The sequence below is a fragment of the Collinsella sp. AM18-10 genome (assembly GCF_003471585.1).
In the GTDB taxonomy this organism is placed as follows: Bacteria; Actinomycetota; Coriobacteriia; order Coriobacteriales; family Coriobacteriaceae; genus Collinsella.
On record NZ_QRJO01000007.1, the window covers coordinates 1 to 24616 of the forward strand.

The following is a 24616-nucleotide window of genomic DNA, read 5'->3' on the forward strand; positions in this document are numbered from 1 at the left end:
CTCAAGAAGGAGTAATATCGGGACTTGCAGCGACGGACCTCAGGACGCTCTTACACCACGTCTGCGCGCGCCACCGATTCGGGCGCGTTCAAAATGCGGATTCGGGCGGTGCTTGCCGCCTGCCAGACACGCCAGTGGTCAAAAAACGCCGTTTGTGAGTACTGTCACAAACGGCGTATCACTTTAGGTGCGGAAAATAATGAACAAAGTTATAAGAACTGTACGTTAATGAGTGACCATCGACTTCCAATTTGGCGCTAGCTGACGGTGATTAGGAAGTTTCAAGTCGAGTTTTACCGATTTCGACCAAGAATCGCTGCTACTAAAAAGGTAACAGTACTCATATTTGCCCTTTTTTGGCCACAAGTCCTAAAACAAGCCTCGCCAAGGTCGGGAAGCGGGCCAAATCGCCGGCCTCGAGGCTTATTCCACCGTTCCGTAGACGGCGCCCCAGCCGTGGGCGGCCAAGGCGGAGTTGAGCTGGTCGCAAAGTGACTGGCGGTCGTAGTAGCCGGGCGGCAAAAGGTTCACGATTTCCATGAGGTCGGGCGCCAGGTCCAAGATTTCGGCCTGTACGATCAGATCCAGGCGGTCGATGGCGTGGCGGTCGTAAAACAGTCCGTCGACCAGGCGCTGCAAGTCGCCGAATTCCTCGGCCTGAAACGATCCGTACTCCATAGTGCCTCCTTGGGCGCCCCACGCCGGCATGCGCGGCGATTCGTAATTGATTGCGATGAACTTAATCTATCACGGCTTCATAACGTTGCGACGATGGCGGTCTATACTTAGACGAACTGCAACGTACCGCTTCGCGAAAGGTCGCACCCCATGCAGACGATCTACCAGAAGATGGAAACCACCGAACTCGATGCCGCCATCGAGGCGCTCAAAGCCGAGGTCGCCGAGGTCAAGGCCAAGGGCCTGGCGCTCGACATGGCCCGCGGCAAGCCGTCGCCCTCCCAGGTGGACATCTCTCGACCCATGCTCGATATCCTCAATGCCGATGCCGATCTGCATGACGGCAACGTCGACTGCTCCAACTACGGCTGCTTTGAGGGCATTCCCTCGGCACGCAAGCTGGCGGGGGAGTTCCTGGGTTGTCCTGCCGAGCAGACGCTCGTACTGGGCTCATCGAGCCTGCTGATCGAGCACGATATCGCCGGTATGTTCTGGCGTTGCGGCTCGTGCGGCAGCGACCCTTGGGAGGCTTACGAGGCAGCGCACGACGGCAAGAAGGTCAAGTTCCTGTGCCCTGTTCCCGGCTACGATCGCCACTTTGGCATCACCGCCGATCTGGGCATCGAGAACGTCCCCGTCGCGATGACCGACAACGGCCCCGACATGGACGAGATCGAGCGCCTGGTTGCCGCCGACGATTCCATCAAGGGTATCTGGTGCGTGCCCAAGTATTCCAACCCCACGGGCATCACCTTTAGCGAGGACACTGTGCGCCGCTTGGTCGAGATGCCCACGGCCGCGCCCGATTTCCGCATCTTCTGGGACAACGCCTACTGCGTGCACGACCTGTACGACGAGACCGACGAGCTCGCCAACATCTTCGATCTTGCCCGCGCGGCGGGCACCGAGGACCGCGTGGTGGCCTTTGCCTCGACGTCCAAGATCACCTTCCCGGGTGCCGGCATCGGCTTTATCGGTGCGAGCCCCGCGGTCATCGCCGAGTTCTCCAAGCGCCTGAAGGCTGGTCTTATTAGCGCCGACAAGCTCAACCAGCTGCGTCACGTGCGCTTCCTTCCCACCATCGAGGCGGTCAAGAAGCACATGAAAAAGCATGCCGAGTTCCTGCGCCCGCGCTTTGAGGCCGTTGAGCGCAAGCTCACCGAGGGCCTGGGCGACACGGGTTGCGCCACCTGGACGCATCCACGCGGCGGCTACTTTGTGAGCTTCGATGGTCCCGAGGGCTCGGCCCAAAAGGTCGCCGCGCTCTGCGCCGACTTGGGCGTCAAGCTCACGCCGGCCGGTGCCACCTGGCCTTATGGCAAGGACCCGCGCGACACCAACATCCGCATCGCGCCGAGCTATCCCACGGTCGAGGACCTGGAGGCCGCGCTCGATGTGCTGGTGCTGGCCGTTAAGCTTGTCGCTGCCGAGCTTGCGCGTGCCGAGCGCGCCTAACGCGTAGGGCCCCGCAAGTCCGCGCCTAGTACTATCCGCACTTTCGATACGTAAAGGAGCGTATACATGGATTTGGGTATTTCCACAAACCCCACGCCAGAGCTCTACACCATTAAGGTGACCGGTGAGATCGATATCTCTAACGCCGATAGCCTGCGCAATGCCATCGACCTGGCACTCGAGCAGCCCACCGAGGCCGTTGAGCTCGATTTTGCCCAGGTGAGCTACATTGATTCGACGGGCATTGGCGTGCTCGTGGGCGCCGCGCACCACGCGGTTGACCACGGCAAGCGCTTTAGCTGCACCAATGTGCAGCCCCCGGTGATGCGCGTGGTTCAGCTGTTGGGTGTCGACCAGGAGATTTCGATCACCGCTGCATAATCTTTGCCCCAAAAGGGCGTGCCGTTTGGCATATGTTTGTGATGCGCTCGGACGTTTTGGCGTCCGGGCGCTATACTTGACCGAATGAATAGACGAGTTCCGGCCGAATGGCGCGGTGCGGGCTCGACTCACATCGAGCCTTGGAGGTATGTGTGTTTGGTATTGGAGAGGGTGAGCTCGCGATCATCGTGGTCTTCGGCTTTTTGCTGTTTGGCCCGGATAAGCTCCCGCAGATGGGCCGCACGATCGGCCGTGCCATCCGTCAGTTCCGCGAGACGCAGGAAAAGATGACGGCCGTTGTTCAGTCCGAGATTATCGATCCGGTGAGCGAGGCCGCGTCGGCCCCGGTCAAGCCCAAGAAGACTGCTGCGACCGACGACGATTCCGATGCGGACGAGGATGCCGCCGAGACGGCAGCGCCCGCCAAGAAGGAGACCTTTGCCGAGCGTCGCGCCCGTCTTGCTGCCGAGAAGGCCGCAAGCGAGGGTGCTGCTGAGGGCGAAGGCGCTGTTGATGAGGCCGAGGGTACAGAGCCTGCCGCTGCCGCCAAGCCTGTCGTCGAGCCCGAGCCTGCTGCAGAGCCGGAGCCCGAGCCCGAGCCGGCAGAGCCCACGACGGCTGACCTCTACGCCCGTCGTCCCCGCAAGCGCAAGGCCGTCGTCGACCAGCTCGCTCGCGAGCTCGAGGCCGAGGACGACGCCGTTGCCGCCGACGCCCCGAAGGGAGGCGATGAGTAATGCCTATCGGACCTGCGCGCATGCCGCTCTTCGATCACCTGGGCGAGCTCCGTCGCCGCCTGACCATCGTGGTCGTGTCGGTGTTTGCCGCCGCCATCGTGCTGTATTTCGCCACGCCCGTGGTGCTCGATATCCTGGAAGATCCCATCCGCTCGTTTGTGCCGGACGGTAAGTTCTACATCACCACCACGCTCGGCGGCTTTGGCTTGCGCTTCTCGCTGGCCATCAAGATGGCCGTGGTCATGTGCACGCCCATGATCATCTGGCAGATTCTGGCATTTTTCCTGCCGGCACTGCGTCCCAACGAGCGCAAATGGGTCGTGCCCACGGTGCTCGCCTCGACGGTGTTGTTCTTCCTGGGCGCCATCTTCTGCTACTTCATCATCATCCCGGCAGGCTTTGAGTGGCTCATCGGCGAGACCTCGGCCGTCGCCACGGCGCTGCCCGATCTGGAGAACTACGTCAACATGGAGCTGCTCTTTATGATCGGCTTTGGTGTGGCGTTTGAGCTGCCGCTTATCATCTTCTACCTGTCCGTCTTTCACATCGTGTCCTATGCGGCCTTCCGCAGCGCCTGGCGCTACGTGTACGTAGGCCTGCTCGTGGGTTCGGCTGTGATTACGCCCGATGGTTCGCCCGTTACGCTGGGCCTCATGTATGGCGCCCTGCTCTCGCTCTACGAAATCTCGCTTGCCATCGCCCGCGTGGTCATTACCGCGCGCGAGGGCAAGGAGGGCCTGTTCGTGAGCCGTCTGGACCTGTTCTCGGACGACGAGGACGACGAGGAGTAAATCGGTATGCACGAGGTTGGCATTGTCAACGGCATACTCGATACAGTGATTCGTGCGGCGCGTGGGGCGGGGGCCTCGCGCGCCGTTTTGGTAACGCTGCGTATCGGGGATATGACCGAGGTCGTGCGCGAGGCGCTCGACTTTGCCTGGGAGACGTTTCGCGACGAGGACCCGCTCACGCGCGGCTGCGAGCTTGCCGTAGAGGAAGTCCATCCACAAAGCGAGTGCCTGGACTGCGGCGAGGTCTTTGATCACGACCGTTTCCATTGTCGCTGCCCCCAATGTGGTGGCGCCAACGTGCGCCTGCTGCACGGCCGCGAGCTCGACATCGCCAGTATCGAAATCGAAACCCCCGACGATTAGCCCGCTAGCCATCTGGTGATGGGGTATAAAGGGGCCAAATTAAGGAGCGCTAAGTATGACCGAGAAAACGATTGATATCGCATCGCCGATCCTGTCGCGCAACGAGCGCTTGGCAGATCAGCTGCGTCAGCGTTTTAATGAGACAAACACCTATGTGATCAATGTACTGTCGAGCCCTGGCTCGGGCAAGACCACCACGATTCTGGGCACCAACGAGCGCCTGCGTGACAAGGCGGGCCTGCGTTGCGCCGTCATCGAGGGCGATATCGCCTCGGATGTCGACGCCATCACCATGAAGGAAGCCGGCATGCCCGCCATCCAGATCAACACGGGCGGTCTGTGCCACCTCGAGGGCAACATGATCATGGAGGCCGTTGACGCGTTCGACCAGGCGGTGGGCCTTCAAAACATCGACGTCATCTTTATCGAAAACGTGGGCAACCTGGTCTGCCCAGTCGACTTTGACCTGGGCGAGAACCTGTCCATCATGATTCTCTCGGTGCCCGAGGGCGACGACAAGCCCATCAAGTACCCGGGCATCTTCCAACACGCCGGCGCGCAGCTGCTCAACAAGGTCGACGTAGCTCCGGCTTTCGATTTTGACATGGATAGGTATACTAAGACACTCGATGACCTCAATCCGCAGGCGCCGCGGTTTGCCGTGAGCGCGCGCAAGGGCGAGGGCATGGATGCCTGGTGCGATTGGCTCATCGGGCAGATTGAGCAAGCAAGGGCGTAAGTCGGCCGCCATACGGGCGGGCGTAGCCGCAGAGATACGAGATAGGAGCCTCTTTTGAAGCTCATCATCGCCGAGAAAAACGACGCCGCGCGTCAGATCGCCGAGCGGCTGTCCACGGGTAAGCCCAAAAAGGACAAGGTGTACAACACCGCCATCTACCGTTTTGAGTGGAAGGGCGAGGAGTGCGTGACCATCGGCCTTGCCGGTCACATCCTGGCGCCCGATTTTTGCGACAGCGTGCTGTTCGATAAAAAGCTGGGTTGGTATTCGGTGACCGAGGACGGTGAGATGTTGCCGGCCGATATGCCCGATGGCTTGGCCCGCCCGCCGTACGACACCAAGCGCAAGCCGTTCCTTGCTGATGGCATTTCCATCAAGGGCTGGAAGCTCGAGAGCCTGCCTTACCTCACCTGGGCGCCCGTCATTAAGCTACCGGCCGAGAAAGAGCTCATCCGCTCGCTCAAGAACCTTGCCAAGAAGTCCGACAGTGTCATCATCGCCACGGACTTCGATCGCGAGGGCGAATTGATCGGCTCGGATGCCCTCAACAAGGTGCGCGAGGTTGCGCCCGATTTGCCGGTCGCCCGTGCCCAGTATTCTTCGTTTACCAAGGCCGAGATCACGCAGGCCTTCGACAACCTCGTCTCGCTCGACCAGAACCTGGCCGATGCCGGCGAGAGCCGTCAGCACATCGACCTCATTTGGGGCGCGGTGCTCACGCGCTATCTGACGCTCGCCAAGTTTGGCGGCTTTGGCAACGTGCGTTCCGCCGGTCGTGTGCAGACGCCGACGCTTGCCCTGGTGGTCGAGCGCGAGCGCGAGCGCATGGCGTTTGTGCCCGAGGACTATTGGCAGATTCGCGGCATGGGTGCCGCTCAGGGTGCTGCCGAGGATGACCGCTTTAAGATTGCGCACAAGACGGCACGTTTTACCGATAAAGATGCTGCCGAGACGGCGTACGGCCACGTCGACGGCGCTACGACGGCAACCGTCGCCGCGGTGACCAAGCGCTCCCGCAAGCAGCAGCCGCCCACCCCGTTTGCGACGACCTCGCTGCAGGCTGCCGCCGCGGCCGAGGGCATCTCACCTGCACGTACCATGCGCATCGCCGAGTCCCTCTACATGGCGGGCCTCATCAGCTATCCGCGTGTCGACAACACCGTGTACCCTGCGACGCTCGATCTGGGCGCCGTGGTGAGCGACCTGGCAAAGATCAACCCGGCGCTGGCGCCCGTGTGCAAAAAGGTACTCGCCGGCCCCATGAAGCCCACGCGCGGCAAGGTTGAGACCACCGACCACCCGCCCATCTACCCCACGGGCGAAGGCGATCCGTCCACGCTCGATGGCGGCCAGCGCAAGCTCTACGACCTCATTGCCCGCCGCTTCCTGGCGACGCTTATGGGTCCCGCGACCATCGAAAACACTAAGCTCGAGCTCGACATGAACGGTGAGCCGTTCGTGGCCTCGGGCGACGTGCTCGTGACCCCGGGCTTCCGCGAGGCCTACCCGTACGGCCTTAAGCGCGACGAGCAGATGCCGCCGCTGGAGCAGGGCGACACGGTCGACGTGTTCGACATTAAGCTTGAGGCCAAGCAGACCGAGCCGCCCGCGCGCTACAGCCAGGGCAAGCTCGTGCAGGAGATGGAAAAGCGCGGCCTGGGCACCAAGTCCACGCGCGCGAGCATCATCGAGCGCCTGTATGCCGTGCGCTATCTCAAAAACGATCCCGTTGAGCCGAGCCAGCTGGGCATCGCCATCATCGACGCGCTGACGCAGTTTGCCCCGCGCATAACGAGCCCCGATATGACCAGCGAGCTCGACGGCGACATGACTCGCGTCGAGCGCGGCGAGGACACCGAAGAGCATGTCGTGACGCACTCGCGTGCGCTGCTGGCCGGCGTGCTCGACGAGCTGCTCAAGCATACGCGGGAGCTCGGCGACGCCATCAGCGACGCCGTCACGGCTGATGCGCGCGTGGGCGCCTGCCCCAAGTGCGGCAAGGACCTGGTTATGAAGACGAGCGCCAAGACCCGTGGCAGCTTCATTGGCTGCATGGGCTGGCCCGACTGCGACGTGACCTATCCGGTCCCGAGCGGCGTCAAGGTGAGCCCGCTCGAGGGCGAGGCCGCCGTGTGCCCCGAATGCGGTGCGCCGCGCATCAAGTGTCAGCCGTTCCGCCAGAAGGCTTTCGAGATCTGCGTGAACCCGACGTGCCCCACCAACTACGAGCCCGACCTTAAAGTGGGCGAGTGCAAGGTGTGTGCCGAGGCCGGACGCCATGGCGACCTGATCGCGCACAAGAGCGAGAAGAGCGGCAAGCGCTTTATCCGCTGCACCAACTACGATGACTGCGGCGTGAGCTATCCGCTGCCGGCGCGTGGCAAGCTCGAGGCGACGGGCGAGACCTGTCCCGAGTGCGGCGCCCCCATCGTGGTGGTCAACACGGCGCGCGGTCCGTGGCGTATCTGCGTCAACATGGACTGCCCGACCAAGGAGAAGAAGCCCGCCCGCGGTCGCAAGACCACAACCAAGGCGAGCACGGCAAAGAAGACGACGGCGGCCAAGAAGACGACGGCTAAGAAAGCCACTGCCGCCAAGAAGACGACCGCGAAGAAGTCGACTGCCAAGAAAACAGCCGCCGACAAGTAACGGCGCAGTCGAAACATTGCCCAAAAAAAACGAGCGAGGACCCCGCGATCCTCGCTCGTTTTTTTGACCGGCAGTTAGGGACGTTCTTTTTCTGCCGGCAGTTTGGGAACGTCCCTAACTGCCGGCTCGGGAACGACAAAGCGCTAGTTCACCTCGACAGGCTTGGCGCCGGGATAGCGCTCCTCAAAGTCTAGGCGGTACTTATTGTCATTGGTGCCCGCCACGTTGTCGCGCGACAGCGGCGCCACGATCTCATTCTTGTGGTCCGCAGGCTTGGCGTATTTCAGGCTGATCTCCCAGGCATCACAGATTGCGTCAATGCGGTGATCCAGGTCGTCGTACAGGGCGATGATGTCCTTCCAGGAGCTGTAGTTCTTGGAGCTCGTCGGGACGTCCAGGTCCTCGACGATGTCGTAATACTGCTCGATGGTGTCCTCCGTGCGCTCGGCGACGTCGGCGAGATTTTGACGGGTGGTTCGATCCTCTTCCAGATAGTTGCCGTTGAAGTTCTGCGCGCAGCCACGGACCTGGCTGTCGAGATCTTCGAGCAGGTCGTAGTATTCGCTCAGTCGGCGGTAGAGGTTCTGCTCAGAGAGCGTTGCTTCGCCGCCATCCTCGTCGTCATCATCGTCATCGTCGTAAAGGCTATTGGGATCGCCGAGAGGCTTTAGGCCATCGTCGTCGACGTCATGGTGCAGCTTAGCTACCTCGGCAGTCGTCTGCGTGGCGGCGTTGTCGAACGGTCTGATTGCAAAGAAGATGACCAGGGCGATGATGATCGCCACCAGCACAACGATAACGGCGATAAGCGGCCCGGTGCCGCTCTTTTTGGAAGCGGGGGTTTGTGGCGAAGCGGGCACGTATGCGGGAACCGGCTGCTGTTGGGGCGAGCCGCTCGCGACGGGTATGCGCTGCGTGGTCTCGACGGTCTCGGTCCTTGCGGCGGGGTCGGGGCTATAGGCGAGGGAGTCGTCCGCCTTGGCTTGCGGCGTATCAAGGGAGCCGGTCTGCTCAAAAGCGGGCTGGCTATCGCTCGCGGCTGTTTGCTCAACGGGTGCACCGCACGAGGTGCAGAACTTGGCATCATCTGCAAGACGCTTGCCGCACGAGGCGCAATACCGAGACATTGCCACTCCTTTCGCCACATTTCAATGCAATACGACGATTATACCCAGCATCCAAAATTCCCCATCATAAGTTGCGGTGAAATAGGGACTGTTTGGCGGTCTCAGAGCTTCAATCAGTCCCTATTTCACCGCAACTTTGGAAAGGCGCCTTTAGCCATTGGGGACGTGCCGAGCACTGGGGTATCATGGCTTGGTTGCTGTAACTCGCATTTACGCGCCTTGTAGGAAGGGGCTGCGCCCATGGCTTTTGAGCCTGCTCAACATAGCTTTATCACGCTCGAGGGCGTCGACGGTGCCGGCAAGTCCACGCAGGCGCACCTGCTCGCCCGTGCGCTCGAGCTCGCTGGCCACCAGGTTGTGAGCCTGCGCGAACCGGGCGGCACTGCCATCAGCGAAAAGATCCGTGCTCTGTTGCTCGACCCCGCCAATACGGCGATGGGCGACACCTGCGAGTTGCTGCTCTACGAGGCAGCGCGCGCCCAGTTGGTGCACGAGGTCATCGCACCCGCCCTTGCTGTCGGCAAGGTGGTACTGTGTGACCGCTTCTACGATTCCACAACCTGCTACCAGGCGTTTGCCGACGGCCTCGATCGCCAGATGGTGCGCGATGCCAACAACCTGGCCGTCGCCGGTACGCACCCGGCGCTCACACTCGTCTACCACATCACGCCCGAGCAGGCGGCGTTGCGCATGGCCGCCCGTGGCGCGGCAGATCGCATGGAGGCAAAAGGCATGGCATTCCAGGAGCGTGTCTACCAGGGCTTTTGCGCAATTGCTGCCGAGGAACCCGCCCGCGTAAAGCTCATCGACGCCACCGCGACCATCGAGGAAGTCTTCGAGAAGACGGTCGAACAGGTTCGCGCGTACGGTCTCGACATTCCGCAAGATGCCGTCGCCGCCGCGCTTGCCAAGGAGGCCGAGTAACATGGCCCCCGCTCAGACAAGCCTGCTGGCCAAGCTCGACACCCAACAGCGCGTGCGCGATTTTTTGACCAACGCCGTTGCTAGCGGCCGCGCATCGCACGCCTACCTGTTTTTGGGCGCTCCCGGCGCCGGCAAGCTCGACGCCGCGTGGGCGCTCGCCCAAGCCTTCCTGTGCGAGCAGGACGGCTGCGGCGCATGCGACAGCTGCGTGCGCGTCGCCCGCCATACGCACCCCGACGTGCACTATTACACGCCCGAGAGCGCCACGGGTTACCTCATTGCCCAGACCCGCGAGCTGCTCGATGACGTGCCGCTGGCGCCCATCCGCGCCAAGGCAAAGGTCTACATCATCGACCGTGCCGAGCAGCTGCGCGCCAATACCGCCAACGCGCTGCTCAAAACGCTCGAGGAGCCGCCCGAGGGCGTCATGTTCATCCTGTTGGGTACCTCGGCCGACGTGATGCTGCCCACTATCGTGAGTCGTTGCCAGTGCGTGCCGTTTCGGCTGGTATCGCCCGCCGTCGCCGCGCAGGCCGTGAGCCGCGCCACCGGTCAGGACCCTGCGCGTTGCCGCATGGCGGTCGCCGTGGCGGGAAGCCCCACACGCGGCATCGAGTTTCTTAAGAGCGCCGAGCGCCAAGACGCCCGCCGTCAGATGGTCCGTGCCATCGACTCACTCATTGCCGCCGACGAGGCCGACGTGCTCAGTCGCGCCAAGTCGCTCATCGTCGCCGTTAAGGCGCCGCTCGCCGAGGTCAAGTCCACGCAGGAAAAGGTACTCGAGCAAAACGCCGACTACCTGTCGCGTGGAGCATTGAAGCAGCTTGAGGACCGCAACAAGCGCGAACTCAACGCGCGCGAGCGTTCGGGTATCATGGAAGCGCTGGCGAGCGCGCGGACGCTCATGCGCGACGTGCTGCTGACACTTCAGGACGAGGCAGCCGACGTGGTGAACGAGGATGTGCGCGACACGATCGGTCGGCTTGCCGCCGCGACCAATGTTGCGGGTGCCACCCAGGCGCTCGAGGCGGTCGCGACCGCCGAGCGCAACATCGCCAGAAACGTTACTCCCCAGCTGGCCATCGAGGTCATGCTGTTCGATATCAGGAAGGCACTGAAATGCCGTTAGTCGTACCCGTTAAGTTTACCTACGCCTCGCGCGACCTGTGGTTTGACCCGCAGGACCTGGATATCCTCGAGGCCGATTATGCCATTTGCTCCACCGAGCGCGGAACCGAGATCGGCTTGGTTACGGCCGATCCCTTCGAGGTGCCGCAAGACGAGATCGGTCAGCCGCTCAAGCCCGTGCTGCGCGTGGCGAGCGACATTGACCTGCAGCTTGCCGACGACCTTGCCATCCAGGGCGACGAGGCCATGGTCGATTTCCGCCGTCTGGTCAAAGAACTCGACCTCGAGATGAAGCCGGTCGGCGTCGAGTACCTGTTTGGCGGCGAGAAGGCCGTGTTCTACTTTGCGGCCGAGGAGCGCGTCGATTTTCGCCAGCTCGTCAAGGATCTGTCCTCGACGCTGCACATTCGCGTCGACATGCGCCAGATCGGCGTGCGCGACGAGACTCGCCTGGTGGGCGGCTATGCCCAGTGCGGCCAGGAGCTCTGTTGCACGCGCTTTGGCGGACAGTTTGAGCCCGTCTCGATCCGCATGGCAAAAGAGCAGGACCTGCCGCTCAATTCCTCCAAGATCAGCGGCGTTTGCGGCCGCCTGATGTGCTGCCTGCGCTATGAGTTCGAAGCGTACAAGGACTTTAAGAGCCGTGCGCCCAAAAAGAAGACGCTCATCGATACGCCGCTCGGCAAGGCGCGTATTCAGGAATATGACACGCCGCGTGAGCAGCTGGTGCTGCGCCTGGAGAACGGCAAGGTCTTTAAGGTCAACCTGGCCGATATGACCTGCTCGGAGGGCTGCAAAAAGAAGGCCGCCGAGCAGGGCTGCAACTGCCGCCCCGACTGCGTGACGCGCGACGTGCTCGAGCGCATCGAGTCGCCCGAGATGCGCCTGGCGCTCATGGAGCTCGACCGCGAGAACGGCGTCGACGTGGGCGATGGCCTGTCGAGCGCCGACCGTCTGGCCGGTACGTCGATGCCCAAGCGCCGTCGTCGCGATGCCGATTCCGATGCTCGCGCCGGTCAGGGGCAGGGCGAGGGCCGTGGCCGCGGAAAGGGCCGTGGCAATGCCGCAACGCCTGAGGCCGAGGAGGCCGCCGGTGGCCGTCGTCGTCGCAAGCGCGCGGGCTCGGGCGATGTCGGCGAGGCTGCAGCTGCAGGCAAGAACGCCTCCCGCGAGCGCGAGGTTCAGCAGCCCCAGCAGCAGAATCGCGGCGGTGGTATGAACCCCACGCGTCGTCGCCGCCGTCACCTGTCGAGCGAGGAGCGCGAGGATGCCTTCCGCGCCGCAGCTGCTCGCGAGACCGGTGCCGCTTCCAAGGGTCCCTCGGCCTCCGATGTGCCTGCCGACAAGGGCGGCAAGTCACGTGGCGAGGATGAGCGCGCGCCGCGTCCGCGCCGTCGCCATTCCTCGGGCACGCAACAGAAGCCCTCAGTGCCCTCCGTTGCCGATCAGGTCTCGGATGGTGAGGTCAAGGTCACGCGCCGTCGTCCCGGAGATGGCGGGGGAGCGGCTGCCAAGGCTTCGCGTGGCGCCGCTCGCGACGAGCGCGAGCCGCGCGAGGATCGCGGTGGCGAGGGCTCGGCCGACCAGGGTCAAAAGCGCCGTCGTCGTCGCCGTTCCCGCAAGCCGCGCCAGGATGGTGGCGAGGGCTCGACCCCGTCTGCGGCCGCACCACAACCGCCCGCCGGCGAATAACGCCCGCGAGCGGATTTAGCTCGCCTTACCCCGAGCGCATCGGGGTATCATAGCGCTGAATCAACAACCCTCCCTGCGACCGAACGTAGGGAGGGTTGTGTCTTGAAGAGCCATCTGAACAAATTGAGCCGTCTGCAGGGTGCCGGCACCCTACCGTTTGCGGACGAATTGCTACCGTTTGCCGAGCGGGTGGCACGCGAGACGCTCGAGGCATTGTCGCCAACACGATGTGCCGGCTGCGAGCGCGCCGGTGCGCTTATTTGCCAAGACTGCCTGGCCGCGCTCACGCTCATCGACCCACGTCATAGCTGTACCCGATGCGGCGCCCCGTTTGGGGATTTGCTGTGCACTGAGTGTTCGGTCGAGGGCACGTCCTCGGCAATGGCGGAGGCGCTCGACCGCTGCCTGGCGTGCTCCGTCTATGCGCATCCGCTGCCGCGCATCATTAAAGCGTACAAGGACGCGGGCGAGCGACGTCTGGCTCCGTATCTGGCGGAGCTGCTTTACGACACCGCCCTGCATGCCCAGGTCGTAGCGCCCGAACGCTTAGGAGGCGTGCTGTCCGGTGCGGATGCGGTGGTGTTTGTGCCTGCGACGGCGGCAGCATTTCGGCGGCGTGGCTTTGATCATATGGAGGCCATTGCGCGCCCATTTTGCGAGCTGTCGGGTGTTCCTCTGCTCGATGCTCTCGTCAAGTACGGGCATGGCGACCAGCGCGAACTCGGTCGTGAGGAGCGTCGCGAGCGTGCCCAAGGCATGTACGAGACGGTTGAGGACGTGCACGGCCGCCGCCTACTGCTTATCGATGACGTTATCACCACGGGCGCGACCATGGCAGCAGCCTCGGCGGAGCTCAAGCGTGCCGGCGCTGCGGCAGTCGATGGCCTTGCTATCGCACGTGTTTGGTAGGGGTGGTTTTGTGGCAGTGAAGATTGAGCGGCGCAACGAGCCGACAGGCGAACAGCTAGCGGCTTCCGTAATCCTAACAGGCGCTTCAGCGCTGCGCATGATGCGCGCCGAGCGCCGGCAGATGGGCTATATCAGCTGGAAGGACCTTAATCCCGATGAAGAGCGCCGTGTGCTGCGCATGTCGCCGCCCTCGATCGAGGATATCTATCTTCCCGACTTGGTGCGAATTGGAGCCAAAAGCGGCGAGGTGCAAGAAGATCTGTGCTTGCTGGTGGGATCTGCGGCGCAGCGCCGCCGCATGCCTGGCGTGGGCTGGTCCGTGTGTTCCGGGTTGCCTGCCGGCTCGATTCTAGAGGTGGAACCGGGGGTGTACAGTCTATCTCCCGAGGCCCTTTGTGTTGCCGTTGCCCGCGAGGTCGGCTGTATCCAGGCATTTGCCCTGGCCCAGGAACTGTGTTCCAAGATTTCACTGAGCGATCGCGGGAAGTATCTGCCTCCCTACACCTCGCCTGTTGCGAATAGGCTTGCAAAGGACAAGGACCAGCCAGCAGACGTGGGCTACTTTGAAGTCGAACCGGTGCTGACGCCCGATCGCCTGGCAGATTACCTTGCGACATGCAAGGGGAATGTGGCCAAACAACTGCTGCGTCTGTTTCCCTACCTGTCAGAAAACCTGCTCTCGCCCATGGAGTGCATCATGCTCGCTCTGTTTTCGCTTCCGTTTTCCTATGGCGGGTTTGCCTGCGGTCCCTTTAAGTCCGACTACAAGATCGAGTTCGATGACCGTGCGCAGGCAATCTCGGGGATGCCTCATGCAGTTTGCGATGCGTATCAAGAGACAGCCCGGTTTGACCTGGAATACAACGGTGAGCTGGGCCATTCCTCCCGGAGGGGACGTATCCATGATGAAAAACGCAACACGGGCTTGATTACTATGGGAATCGAGGTCGCGACGGTCAACAACGAAATGCTCTGTGACATGGAAGCGATGGAAGTGCTCGCATGGCGCATCCACCAGCGCATGCGAAAGCGGTACCGGAATCGTGTCGATGCCCGCAGGAAGAAGCAAGAGGCGTTGCTTAACGCGCTGCGGGCGTGTTTTGGGCTTAAGCCGGTCTAATTCACGTCGAAAATAGGGGGTTAATCATATGCCCTGGCCAAAATATGGCAAATATGAGTACTGTCACTAAATCAGTAACAGCAAAATCAAGGAATATAGGACTCGGAGGCGTCATAAAGTAAGAAGATAATAAACAAATGTAGAATAACTAAGCATCAGGTTGGCGACACTGAGCGCATAATCTGTCCGAGAGGCCAAAAATGCCTGTTACTAAATTGGTGACAGTACTCATATTTGCCATTTTTTGGCCACAGCACCCTAGGAAGGGTGCCCCGGAGCTCCCCATAGGGGAGCTCCGGGCTTCACAGGGGCACGAATAGCCCACTCCGACCTGCGAAATCTGTACTCGCGATGCGAATGACGCCCCTAACCTTAAACTTTAGCTTGAACTTAGCTATAATGCGCTACGTTCCTACCAGGCTGTGGTTGCGGACGGACGAAATGCCCGTCCTAGTCCAAGACAGACGCGGTCAAAGGGATCCACGTAAGCGACCGCGTGCGCGCGGCGCGATCATGGCGCGTCCTAGATGTAAGCCGCACCGTCCGTTCTACTTTCTTTGGGGCAATACCGCCTCGCGGGCGAGCGGGCCAGTCGTGAAGGTGGCTGCGGCCTCCCGAGCAAACACCCCGGTGCGCAAGTGTGGGGTCAAATACCAGGTCAGCTGGTGGGAACAATCTGATATTTCGTGCAACGCACGGATCGTATACGACACAGAAGGCAGGGTAGTGGACATGGTGAGGGGCAGCTTGATGCACGCGGCTCGGTTAGGTGCTGGGACCGCAGCGGTCATCGCCGTTTTGGGCCTGAGCGGATGCGCGTTCAACCCGCTGTCTACGTTCACGACTCCCACGATCGACCAGATCGAGTACGAGACCGTCACGCCCGCGGTGTCGGATGATGCCCTGGTCACCCCCGGTACCCTGACGGTTGCCCTCGATACCTCCGATGCGCCGCAGGCCATGCAGGGCGCTGACGGCGAGCTCACGGGGTATGCAGTCGACGCTGCCCGCGCCCTCGCAAGCCGTATGGGCCTTAAGGTCGCCTTTGTCGATGCGTCCTCGGCAGGTTCCGCGCTCGGCGACAAAAAGGCTGATATCTTTATCGGCGAGATCAACTCCACGGACGGGGACGTTAGCTCGCTCGGCACCTGCCTGTACGATGCCGCTTCCGTGTTCGGTAAAACCAGTGATGGTGGGTCGCTAAGCGTTTCCACCGATACCCTTAACACGTCTACTCTAGGTGTCCAGATGTCCTCGGCCTCGCAGGAGGCGCTTGCTAAGCAGAGCATCACCGCCAACCAAAAGACCTACTCCAACATCAACGAGTGCTTTGAGGCACTCGAGTCCGGCGAGGTCGACTATGTAATCTGCGACTCCACGGCCGGCGGCTACCTTGCACGCCTGATGAGCGAGGTCTCCTATGCCGGTTCGCTCGAGGCGCCCTCGACGCTTGGTGTTGCGGGCCTCTCGTCCAATGACGAACTGTGCCGTGCCGTGAGCGATGCCCTCGACGGTATTACGGCCGACGGCACGCTCGAGGCGGTCCACTCTGTCTGGTATGGCAGGATGCCCTACGACCTCACCACTAAGACGGTTTCGGGCGCTAACGTGCAGCCGGGCGACTCTGAGTCCAGCGAGACCACATCCTCCGGCAGCGAGTCCTCCGATTCCAACAATGAGACCGCATCCTCCGAAGACAAATCGTCCAGCCAGGAAGACACCATCACCGACGACGACATTAACAAACTCAATAGCTAGTTATTGCTAGGGGTGGCATCTCCTATGCGCTAGGAGAGGCGCCTCTTCACGGTTTCAACACGCATTGCCGGGCTCTCCCAACAGGGGAGCCCGGCTTTTTCGTTCCCATAAAACCAGCAGGTCAAAGACATTTTTTAGGTGCAAAACCAAAGCCGCCGGCTCCCTCCTATAGCGCACTTTGCCACGGAAAAGTGCGAGACTTCGGTATGCGGTATCAAGCAATCGTTATTCGGGTCTTTAGGAATCCGCGTGATTAAATGCACGGCAATGGGTACATAGCCAGTACAGTAAGTCCCCGAGGCAGATTGGAGCCACGTATGGATATCAAGGTTTCTGGACGCAAGACGACGGTAACCGATGCTCTGCGTGCGCATGTGGACGAGAAGATCGGCGAGGCGCTCAAGGTTTTCGATATCGAGCCCATGACAGTCGACGTCGTGCTTCGCTATGAGAAGAACCCCTCGAACCCCAACCCGGCAATCGTCGAGGTTACGGTTCGTGCCCGCGGTTCGGTGATTCGCGTTGCCGAGCACGGTGCAGATATGTACGCTGCCATCGACCTCTCCGCCGATAAGGTCACCCGCCAGCTGCGCAAGTTCAAGACCAAGGTCGTGGACAACCGCCAGGGCGGTGCCAGCGCCGCGGATGTTGCGCCGGTCGAGCGCGTTGACGATCTGGCCGACCTGCTGCTGCCCGAGGAGGAGGACGACCTGCTCGTCCGCGAGAAGGTCATCGATGTCACCCCGATGACTGAGGAGCAGGCGCTGGTGCAGACCGATCTGCTCGGCCATGACTTCTACGTGTTCGAGAACGCGACGACTGGCCTCATCAATGTGGTGTATCACCGTAAGAATGGTGGATATGGCATCATCAAGCCCCGCATCGAAACACTTGACGAGTAAAATACGTTAACTTGCATGAGTTAACGGCCGGCGGTCATCCCATGCGGATGGCCGCCTTTTTTACGTAAGGAGTCGCTTTGATGGACAAGGCTGCATCTACCGGCCATTCTGACCGCTGCCGCATCGTCGTCGATACCTGCTGCGACTTTAGCCCCGAGGTCGCCGCGAACCTCGATGTCGATATCCTGGGTTTCCCCTTCATTATCGATGGCGAGGAGCGTACGGACGACATCTGGTCGAGCATCACGCCCAAGGAGTTCTACGACCGCATGCGCGCCGGTGCCCGCGTGTCCACCTCGGCTGTGTCGCTCGGTCGCTATATCGAGTTCTTTACCGAGTGCGCCAAAGAGGGTACGCCCACGGTCTACCTGTGCTTTACCTCGGCGCTGTCGTCGAGCTACAACTCCGCGTGCCAGGCGGCGGACGCCGTGCGCGCCGAGTATCCCAACTTTGAGCTGTACGTGGTCGACAACGCTCTGCCCTGTGCGACCGGCGAGCTTTTGGCGCTTGAGGCCGTGCGCCAGCGTTCGGCGGGACTGACCGCCAAGCAGCTGGTCGACTGGGCAAACGAGGCCAAGACCTATGTCCACGGTTACTTTACGCTCGAGAGCTTTGACGCGCTGGCTGCCGGCGGCCGCATTCCGCCCGCGGCGGCACAGCTCACGGCAAAGCTCGACGTCAAACCCGAGCTGTCCTACGACCTGGCCGGCTCGCTGTCGCTGATCGGCGTCAACCGCGGTCGCAAGAAGGCGCTCAAGTCCATTCTCAAGTCGTTCCGCGAGAACTATGTGCCCGATCGCACCATGCCTATCGCCATTATGACGGCCGATGCCGAAAAGGACGGCGACTGGCTCGAAGCCGCCATCCGCAAGGAGGAGGGCTGCGCCGACGTCACGATCATTCGCAGCTCCGTGGGTCCCACCATCGGCTCGCACGTGGGCCCCGGCATGGTGGCCTGCGCGTTTTGGGGCAAGAACCGCGCCGACAAGGCGTCGCTTTCCGACCGCATCGCCCGCCGCGTGCGCGGTCAGTAGGCAAGTAACGCGGCCGTAATCGATCCCAACTCACAGCCCAAACGCTGGCACCGAGTATTCAACCTGGTAACAACACCCAACCCAAAAGGAAAGGTTTCATGGCAAACAAGCTCTCCGTCGCATTTATCGGCACCGGAATCATGGGTGCCCCCATCGCCGGCCACATCCTGGACGCCGGCTATCCCGTCACGGTCAACAACCGCACCAAGTCCAAGGCCGCAGCGCTCGTTGAGCGCGGCGCCGTCTGGGCCGATACGCCGGCCGATGCCGCGGCGAACGCCGATGTCGTCTTTACCATGGTGGGCTATCCCTCCGAGGTCGAGGAGCTCTACCTGGCGGGCGACGGCCTGCTCGCGTGCACCAAGCCCGGCGCGGTGCTGATCGACCTCACCACGAGCTCCCCCGAGCTGGCGCGTGACATTGCCGAGGCCGCCCAGGTTTCCGGCCGCATGGCGTTTGACTGCCCCGTCACCGGCGGCGAGTCGGGCGCTATCGCCGGCACGCTCACGGCTATCGTGGGCGCCACCGAGAACGACATCGCGCCGGTCCGCGACATCCTTGCCACCTTTGCGGCAAATATCTGCTGCTTCGATGGCGCCGGCAAGGGCCAGGCTGCCAAGCTCGCCAACCAGGTGTCGCTGGGCGCCTGCATGGTCGGTATGGCCGATGCGCTGGCGTTTGCCGAGCTGAGCGGCCTTGACCTGGAGAAGACCCGCCAGATGATCCTGGGCGGCACCGGCAAGTCCGGCGCCATGGAGAGCCTGGCCCCCAAGGCGCTCGACGGCGACTACAAGCCCGGCTTTATGGTCGAGCACTTCATTAAGGACCTGCGTCTGGCGCTCGCCTACGCCGATGACCGCGAGCTCGCGCTGCCCGGCGCCGACGTGGCCTTTACGCTCTACGACATGCTCGACGCCATCGGTGGTGCCAAGCTGGGTACCCAGGCCATCACGGTCCTCTACAAGGAGGAGGCCGACGCCATCGCCGCCGGTCTGGACTGGTCGCAGTATCGCCCCGAGGAGCACGGTGCCCACGAGGACGGCTGCGGTTGCGGCGAGCACGGCGACGAGCATGAGTGCGGTTGCGGCCACCATCACGGCGAGGACCACGAGTGCTGCGGCGGCCACGGCCATGATGACGGCCACGAGTGCTGCTGCGGCCACCATCACGAGGAGTAGCGCCCATGAGCTGGACGTTCGTGGTGCTTGCGCTGGTGCTCTTTCTCTTTGCGATCTACATCGGCTTTTTGTGCGGCCAGTGGGCGTGCGAAAAGCGCGTCATCACCAAGCGCGACTACTGGATCGCCAACTTTGCAGGAGCGGCGGCAGTCGTCCTGCTGACCTGGGTGTTCTCGCTGTTCCCGCTGGTGCAGTTTGCGCCGATCGGCTGGCTCGGCGGCTTTATCGCCGGTCTTAAGATGAGCTTTGGCGAGTCCGTCGGCCCGTGGCGCAAGCACGACGAGGTTTTTAACGTCAACAAGGCCCATCGCGCCGCCGCCGATGCGGGCGACGCCGAGGAACGCCGCCGTGCGCGTCGCAATGGTGCGGCCGACCGACAGCTCATCTCGGTCACCGATGACAGCAAGGGTGCTGGCAAGCACGCTAAGAAATAGTAAGAAGAGGTAACTATGGCAGAAAATAAGGAAGAACAGCTCACCGACGAGGAGCTGGCACAGCTTCAGCTGGCAGAGGAGAACGAGAACGCCGTCGACCGCCTGGTCCAAGAGCTCGGCTGTCCCACGCGCCGCATCCGCCAGTTTGCCGCCCGCGTGCTGCATCTGCTTGCCGAGCGCGATCCCCAGCGCGTCGTGCCCTGCGTGCCCGCGCTGATCGAGGCACTCGACCGCCCCGAGGCGCAGACCCGCTGGGAGGCCCTCGATGCCCTGACGGCGCTCGCCACCACCTGCCCCGAACAGCTGGGCGATGCCTTTGAGGGCGCCGAGACCGCGCTGTTCGACGAGATTTCCTCCACGCTGCGCTACGCCGCCTTCCGCCTGCTGTGCGTGTGGGGAGCCACGGGCGTCGAGCGTTCGCGCGAGGCTTGGCCGATCCTGGACGAGGCCATCCAGTGCTACCACGGCGACCTCGAGTATCGCGACATGCTCGGTTGCCTGTACGAGTTTTGCCAGGGCGAGATCGACGCCGAGGTTGCCGAGAAGCTCGCGCTGCGCCTTAAGTTCGATGCCGAGAACGGTAAGGGCAGCTATCTCAAGGCCCGTTCGAGCGAGATTTGCGAAATGCTTGTTAAACGTTTTGGCCTGGATCTCTCCAAAAAGAAGAAGCGTGCTAGCGTTAAAAAATCTGACGACGCCGAAGACGAGGAGTAACAGATTATGGCGCACGATGTAGTCCTGATTCCCGGTGACGGCATCGGTCCCGAGATTACGCAGGCCATGCGCCGCGTGGTCGAGGCCACCGGTGTCCAGATCAATTGGAACGTCCAGGAGGCCGGCGCCGGCGTCATGGACGAGTTTGGCACGCCGCTGCCCCAGCACGTGCTCGACGCGGTCGCCGAGACTAAGGTTGCCATCAAGGGCCCCATCACCACGCCGGTCGGCACGGGTTTCCGCAGCGTTAACGTGGCCCTGCGCAAGCACTTTGACCTGTATGCCTGCGTGCGTCCCTGTCTGTCGCAGCCGGGCGACGGCTCGCGTTTCCGCGACGTCGACCTGGTCATCGTGCGCGAGAACACCGAGGACCTCTATGCCGGCATCGAGTTCGACGAGGGCGCAGCCGAGGTCGAGGAGCTCTCGCAGCTTGTCGAGCGTTCGGGCCAAAAGACATTCGCCGCCGATTCCGCCATCTCGATCAAGCCCATCTCTATCGCCAAGAGCCGCCGTATTGTGGAGTACGCCTTTGAGTATGCCCGCCGCTGCGGCCGCAAAAAGGTGACGGCCGTGCACAAGGCCAATATCATGAAGGCGACCGACGGCCTGTTCCTGCGCGTTGCGCGCGAGGTGGCCGCGGGCTATCCCGATATCGAGTTCAACGACAAGATCGTCGACGCCACCTGCATGGGCCTGGTCCAGAACCCCAACGACTTCGATGTTCTGGTGCTGCCCAACCTGTACGGCGACATCGTGAGCGACCTGTGCGCCGGCCTGGTGGGTGGTCTGGGCATGGCCCCCGGCTCCAACATCGGTGCCGACTGCGCCATCTTCGAGGCAACGCACGGCTCCGCGCCCGATATCGCGGGCCAGGATATCGCCAACCCCACGGCCGAGATCCTTTCTGCTGCGATGATGCTCGACCACTTGGGCGAGAACGATGCTGCCAATCGCATTCGTGCCGCCGTATCTGCCACGCTCGACGAGGGCGAGCAGGTTACCGGTGACGTGCGTCGTGCCCAGACCGGCTCCGTTGAGGGCGCTGTGGGCACGCAGGCCTTTGCCGATGCCGTTATCGCGCACCTGGCCTAAGGCATGCACGCTGCAAACGCCTAAATAGTACTTAAGTGTTTGCGTATAACCTAAGAATCAATACGCCCGGCGCCTCGTCGGGCGTATTCTATTGAAGACTATGTTTCCTAACAAGGAGTAACTGATATGGGTCTGATTCAAAAGAAGGACGAGAAGGACGAGATCGACGGCATCCAGATCATCGAGCGCGGCGAAGGCCCCGACGGTGATGAGGACGAGAAGATCGACCTGGTCGCCGGTACGTCTGCCGAGCACATTGCTGCCGGCACGACCGCCGAGGAAGAGGACGCTCGCCTGGAGGCAAAGGTCGCCGCGGACGCCGCCGACGAGAACCTCATGCCCGAGGAACAGGACGAGGACGACGACTCCGACGCGGACGACCATGCATCCAAGCACAAGAAGACGATGATCGCCGCCTTCGTGGTTGCAGTCGTGATCGCTGCGGTGGTCGGCTTCTTTATTGGCAATGGCGGCTTTGGCGGCAAGGGTGTCGGTTCGTCGACCCTGACCGAGGACCAGCTCGATTCGACCGTGGCAAGCTATAGTTATAACGGCAAGAAGAGCGACATCACCGCGCGCGAGGCCATCGAGAGCCAGTACAGCCTCGATACCGTCAAGGATAGCGATGGCAACTACACCGCTCCTTCTGCCGATGTCATCCTGTCCTACGTGCGCAACAAGATTCTGCTCGATGCTGCCGAGGACGAGGGCATTACCGTCTCTTCTAAGGAGATGAAGAAGTACGCCGAGGATTCCATCGGCACCTCCGACTACAAGACCATGGCAAAACAGTACGGCGTGTCCAAGGATCAGGCCAAGCAGATCGTCCGTCAGTCCGCGACGCTGCAGAAGCTCTACAAGAAGAAGGTGGGCGATGCTTCCGCGAGCATGCCGACCGCTCCGACCGAGCCTTCTGACGGCAACGAGGAGACTGCGAGCAAGGACTACGCCGACTACATCATCAAACTTGCCGGCGACGAGTGGGATAGCTCGAAGGGCACCTGGAAGGACGCCGACAGCACCTACGCTAAGGCCTTCGCCGACGATGCCTTTACCGCCGATAGCGCCACCTATAAGCAGGCCATGACCGCCTATTACACCGCTTACCAGCAGTATTCTTCGCAGGCTTCGAGCGCCAGCTCCAAGTGGACCGAGTACGCCAACAGCCTGTACGCCAAGGCCAACATCAGCATTTACGGCCTGTTTGCGTAAGATCTGCCTGAGCTTACCGATCGCGTAGCCGAACTATCTGAATAAGCCCGCTAGAACGATATCCGTTCTAGCGGGCTTATTACGTCGGAGGTACCGGTAGTTAAATAATCTCAATTAATCTTTAAGTCCAAAGAGGTTATCGGCTTCATCGTCAGGCATATATTCCAGTACATCGCCCGGTTGGCAGTCGAGTGCCCGGCATATCGCGTCAAGAGTTGAAAAGCGCACGGCAGAAACCTTGCCCGTCTTGATGCGCGACATATTGACCTGGGAGATGCCCACGCGTTCCGCAAGCTCTTTGGATGAGATCTTGCGTTCGGCGAGCATGCGGTCGAGCCGCAGAATAATCATGGATTCCCCCTAGAGCAACTCGTCATCTTGTATTTGCAGGATACACCCGTACTGGAAGACGCTGGCAATCAGGCTAATAATCAGGCCTGCAAAGACCATAGAGAGGTCGAGGTGCTGGCCGCCAAGCGCATCCGTAAAGTTGCCGCCAAATCCTGAGAGTATCAGCCCCGTGACTATGGCACCAAGAAGCTTCACAGCAACGCCGCCAATAAGGAACAAATGTCCTACTTGACGTAGTATGCGGATGCATTCGAGGTCAAAGGGCCTGCCCGCCTTTTCAATGGCGGAGAAAAACCTGTATGCGCTTAGCACAATGGCAAGCGCAAGGCATGTCATCATGGCGCTCCCTATGGCAGTATGACCGTCGTGCGCGACAAGCATAAGAGGGGTCTGTTCATTGGCGCCGACGAGAGCGAGAGATGGCCCTTCGCCGGCATTAAGCTCTACGGATTGGAGGCAGAACCCTTGGGAGAGGCTAGGCAATATGAGTAGAAGCTCGATTGCAATGACTGCGAGAAGTCCCAGAGCGAGCGCTACGGCGGTGCAGATTGTGGCCCATTTGCAGATGTGAGCGAGCTTCCTCAGATCGGCTATTGCCTGTTCGCGGTTGATGGATTCATTCGATTTGGATACGTTCCAGCGGATCATAGCTCCTCCAACCAATGTCTAGGATGATATTTAAATCTTATAACATACTTAATGATAAACGATAAACAAATACAGATTAGAGTAAGTTATGTTTGTAAGACGAATAGCGAGAGCTTATGGCATATTTAGGGAGTGAGAGTTTGGCACGTGGGGGATGGACGAGTATCGAAATTTCCCGCAACCGCGCAAGTGCTTCATCGGGTTTCCCCAATTCATCCAGGAAAACGGCCGTAAACGATTGGAAATAACCGCTGAGCGGTCGAAAACTACCGTTCACCGATAATTTCTAAACTGGTTCTAACTGGTATTAAGTCAAAAAGACCAATTCACAAATCTTCACAATGACCTGCAGTTTTTCTACATGCCATTTTTGGCCACCCTGCGTTGTTTAGGCACAGAAAAGGTTCCGATCATTCGTCGAACCATTTCGAAACGGTTTCAAAGCCGCAGGTAGAAGTGTTAACGAGCGGTAAACGGTCGATTTATCGCCGTGAGCGGTGCAAAAACGTTTTACTGCGTGAATCAGCGAAAGCGACCTCTTCTGTGATGATATAGTGACAACAACACGTCACGTGGTTACTACCAGTTGAGAGACCACTG

At 61.2% G+C, this 24616-nt stretch carries 24 protein-coding genes; 20 read left to right on the forward strand and 4 right to left on the reverse strand.

Annotation, left to right across the window (positions count from 1 at the left end):
- Positions 1-423: 423 nt before the first annotated feature.
- Positions 424-678, reverse strand: coding sequence for a hypothetical protein (locus DW211_RS05855; RefSeq protein ID WP_022093864.1), 255 nt, complete (start codon positions 676-678; stop codon positions 424-426).
- Between the two features lie 150 nt (positions 679-828).
- Here DW211_RS05855 and DW211_RS05860 point away from each other — a divergent pair, with 150 nt between their 5' ends.
- From DW211_RS05860 to DW211_RS05890, 7 genes are all read left to right on the forward strand, one after another.
- On the forward strand, positions 829-2133 hold the full coding sequence (locus DW211_RS05860; protein ID WP_118259796.1) for an aminotransferase class I/II-fold pyridoxal phosphate-dependent enzyme: 1305 nt from the start codon (positions 829-831) through the stop codon (positions 2131-2133).
- Between the two features lie 66 nt (positions 2134-2199).
- On the forward strand, positions 2200-2514 hold the full coding sequence (locus DW211_RS05865; protein WP_035137695.1) for an STAS domain-containing protein: 315 nt from the start codon (positions 2200-2202) through the stop codon (positions 2512-2514).
- 152 nt (positions 2515-2666) lie between these two features.
- Positions 2667-3251 carry a twin-arginine translocase TatA/TatE family subunit gene (locus DW211_RS05870; RefSeq protein WP_158568499.1) on the forward strand — a complete coding sequence of 195 codons (585 nt, stop codon included), beginning with the start codon at positions 2667-2669 and terminating at the stop codon, positions 3249-3251.
- Positions 3251-4042, forward strand: a complete 792-nt coding sequence (tatC, locus tag DW211_RS05875) for a twin-arginine translocase subunit TatC (RefSeq protein WP_055285525.1) — start codon at positions 3251-3253, stop codon at positions 4040-4042. Before DW211_RS05870 ends, tatC begins: the two co-directional genes overlap by 1 nt.
- A 6-nt stretch (positions 4043-4048) precedes the next feature.
- Positions 4049-4405 carry a hydrogenase maturation nickel metallochaperone HypA gene (gene hypA, locus DW211_RS05880; RefSeq protein WP_022093859.1) on the forward strand — a complete coding sequence of 119 codons (357 nt, stop codon included), beginning with the start codon at positions 4049-4051 and terminating at the stop codon, positions 4403-4405.
- Positions 4406-4460: 55 nt separating this feature from the next.
- Positions 4461-5144, forward strand: a complete 684-nt coding sequence (gene hypB / locus DW211_RS05885; RefSeq protein ID WP_118259800.1) for a hydrogenase nickel incorporation protein HypB — start codon at positions 4461-4463, stop codon at positions 5142-5144.
- A gap of 54 nt (positions 5145-5198) precedes the next feature.
- Positions 5199-7793 (forward strand): DNA topoisomerase I, encoded by a 2595-nt coding sequence (locus tag DW211_RS05890; protein ID WP_118259802.1) that lies wholly within the window; start codon positions 5199-5201, stop codon positions 7791-7793.
- Positions 7794-7936: 143 nt separating this feature from the next.
- On the opposite strand, the gene DW211_RS05895 is transcribed toward DW211_RS05890, so the two are convergent.
- Entirely contained in the window at positions 7937-8920 is a 984-nt protein-coding gene (locus DW211_RS05895; protein WP_118259804.1) for a zinc-ribbon domain-containing protein, read from the reverse strand.
- A 240-nt stretch (positions 8921-9160) separates the two neighbouring features.
- On the opposite strand from DW211_RS05895, the gene tmk reads away from it, so the two are divergent.
- The 13 genes from tmk (at position 9161) to DW211_RS05960 (ending at position 23017) form a co-directional block, all read left to right on the forward strand.
- Positions 9161-9844 carry a dTMP kinase gene (gene tmk, locus DW211_RS05900; RefSeq protein WP_118259806.1) on the forward strand — a complete coding sequence of 228 codons (684 nt, stop codon included), beginning with the start codon at positions 9161-9163 and terminating at the stop codon, positions 9842-9844.
- Position 9845: 1 nt separating this feature from the next.
- Positions 9846-10973, forward strand: coding sequence for an ATP-binding protein (locus DW211_RS05905; RefSeq protein ID WP_118259808.1), 1128 nt, complete (start codon positions 9846-9848; stop codon positions 10971-10973).
- Complete coding sequence (locus tag DW211_RS05910) at positions 10964-12664, forward strand: regulatory iron-sulfur-containing complex subunit RicT (RefSeq protein ID WP_118259810.1); 1701 nt, start codon at positions 10964-10966, stop codon at positions 12662-12664. The genes DW211_RS05905 and DW211_RS05910 overlap by 10 nt, the downstream gene beginning before the upstream one ends.
- 102 nt (positions 12665-12766) lie before the next feature.
- A complete protein-coding gene (locus tag DW211_RS05915) occupies positions 12767-13573 on the forward strand; it encodes a ComF family protein (RefSeq protein ID WP_233540961.1) in 807 nt (268 codons plus the stop codon).
- Positions 13574-13583: 10 nt separating this feature from the next.
- Entirely contained in the window at positions 13584-14693 is a 1110-nt protein-coding gene (locus tag DW211_RS05920) for a hypothetical protein (RefSeq protein ID WP_118259812.1), read from the forward strand.
- 750 nt (positions 14694-15443) lie between these two features.
- Positions 15444-16451, forward strand: a complete 1008-nt coding sequence (locus tag DW211_RS05925; RefSeq protein WP_158568500.1) for an ABC transporter substrate-binding protein — start codon at positions 15444-15446, stop codon at positions 16449-16451.
- A 317-nt stretch (positions 16452-16768) separates the two neighbouring features.
- Entirely contained in the window at positions 16769-17353 is a 585-nt protein-coding gene (gene hpf / locus DW211_RS05930; RefSeq protein ID WP_117790550.1) for a ribosome hibernation-promoting factor, HPF/YfiA family, read from the forward strand.
- Between the two features lie 80 nt (positions 17354-17433).
- Positions 17434-18387 (forward strand): DegV family protein, encoded by a 954-nt coding sequence (locus tag DW211_RS05935; protein ID WP_118259815.1) that lies wholly within the window; start codon positions 17434-17436, stop codon positions 18385-18387.
- A gap of 98 nt (positions 18388-18485) precedes the next feature.
- Positions 18486-19565: an NAD(P)-dependent oxidoreductase gene (locus DW211_RS05940; protein ID WP_118259816.1), complete on the forward strand. Its 1080-nt coding sequence runs from the start codon at positions 18486-18488 to the stop codon at positions 19563-19565.
- A gap of 5 nt (positions 19566-19570) precedes the next feature.
- On the forward strand, positions 19571-19999 hold the full coding sequence (locus DW211_RS05945; protein ID WP_055310425.1) for a hypothetical protein: 429 nt from the start codon (positions 19571-19573) through the stop codon (positions 19997-19999).
- Between the two features lie 15 nt (positions 20000-20014).
- Positions 20015-20713, forward strand: coding sequence for a HEAT repeat domain-containing protein (locus DW211_RS05950; RefSeq protein WP_118259818.1), 699 nt, complete (start codon positions 20015-20017; stop codon positions 20711-20713).
- 6 nt (positions 20714-20719) lie between these two features.
- On the forward strand, positions 20720-21805 hold the full coding sequence (locus DW211_RS05955) for an isocitrate/isopropylmalate dehydrogenase family protein (protein WP_117637059.1): 1086 nt from the start codon (positions 20720-20722) through the stop codon (positions 21803-21805).
- Between the two features lie 126 nt (positions 21806-21931).
- Positions 21932-23017, forward strand: coding sequence for a hypothetical protein (locus DW211_RS05960; protein WP_118259820.1), 1086 nt, complete (start codon positions 21932-21934; stop codon positions 23015-23017).
- A gap of 114 nt (positions 23018-23131) precedes the next feature.
- On the opposite strand, the gene DW211_RS05965 is transcribed toward DW211_RS05960, so the two are convergent.
- Together DW211_RS05965 and DW211_RS05970 are read right to left on the reverse strand one after the other, a co-directional pair.
- Positions 23132-23368: a helix-turn-helix transcriptional regulator gene (locus DW211_RS05965; protein WP_117564746.1), complete on the reverse strand. Its 237-nt coding sequence runs from the start codon at positions 23366-23368 to the stop codon at positions 23132-23134.
- Between the two features lie 9 nt (positions 23369-23377).
- Positions 23378-24016 carry a DUF2975 domain-containing protein gene (locus DW211_RS05970; protein WP_118259822.1) on the reverse strand — a complete coding sequence of 213 codons (639 nt, stop codon included), beginning with the start codon at positions 24014-24016 and terminating at the stop codon, positions 23378-23380.
- Between the last annotated feature and the right edge of the window lie 600 nt (positions 24017-24616).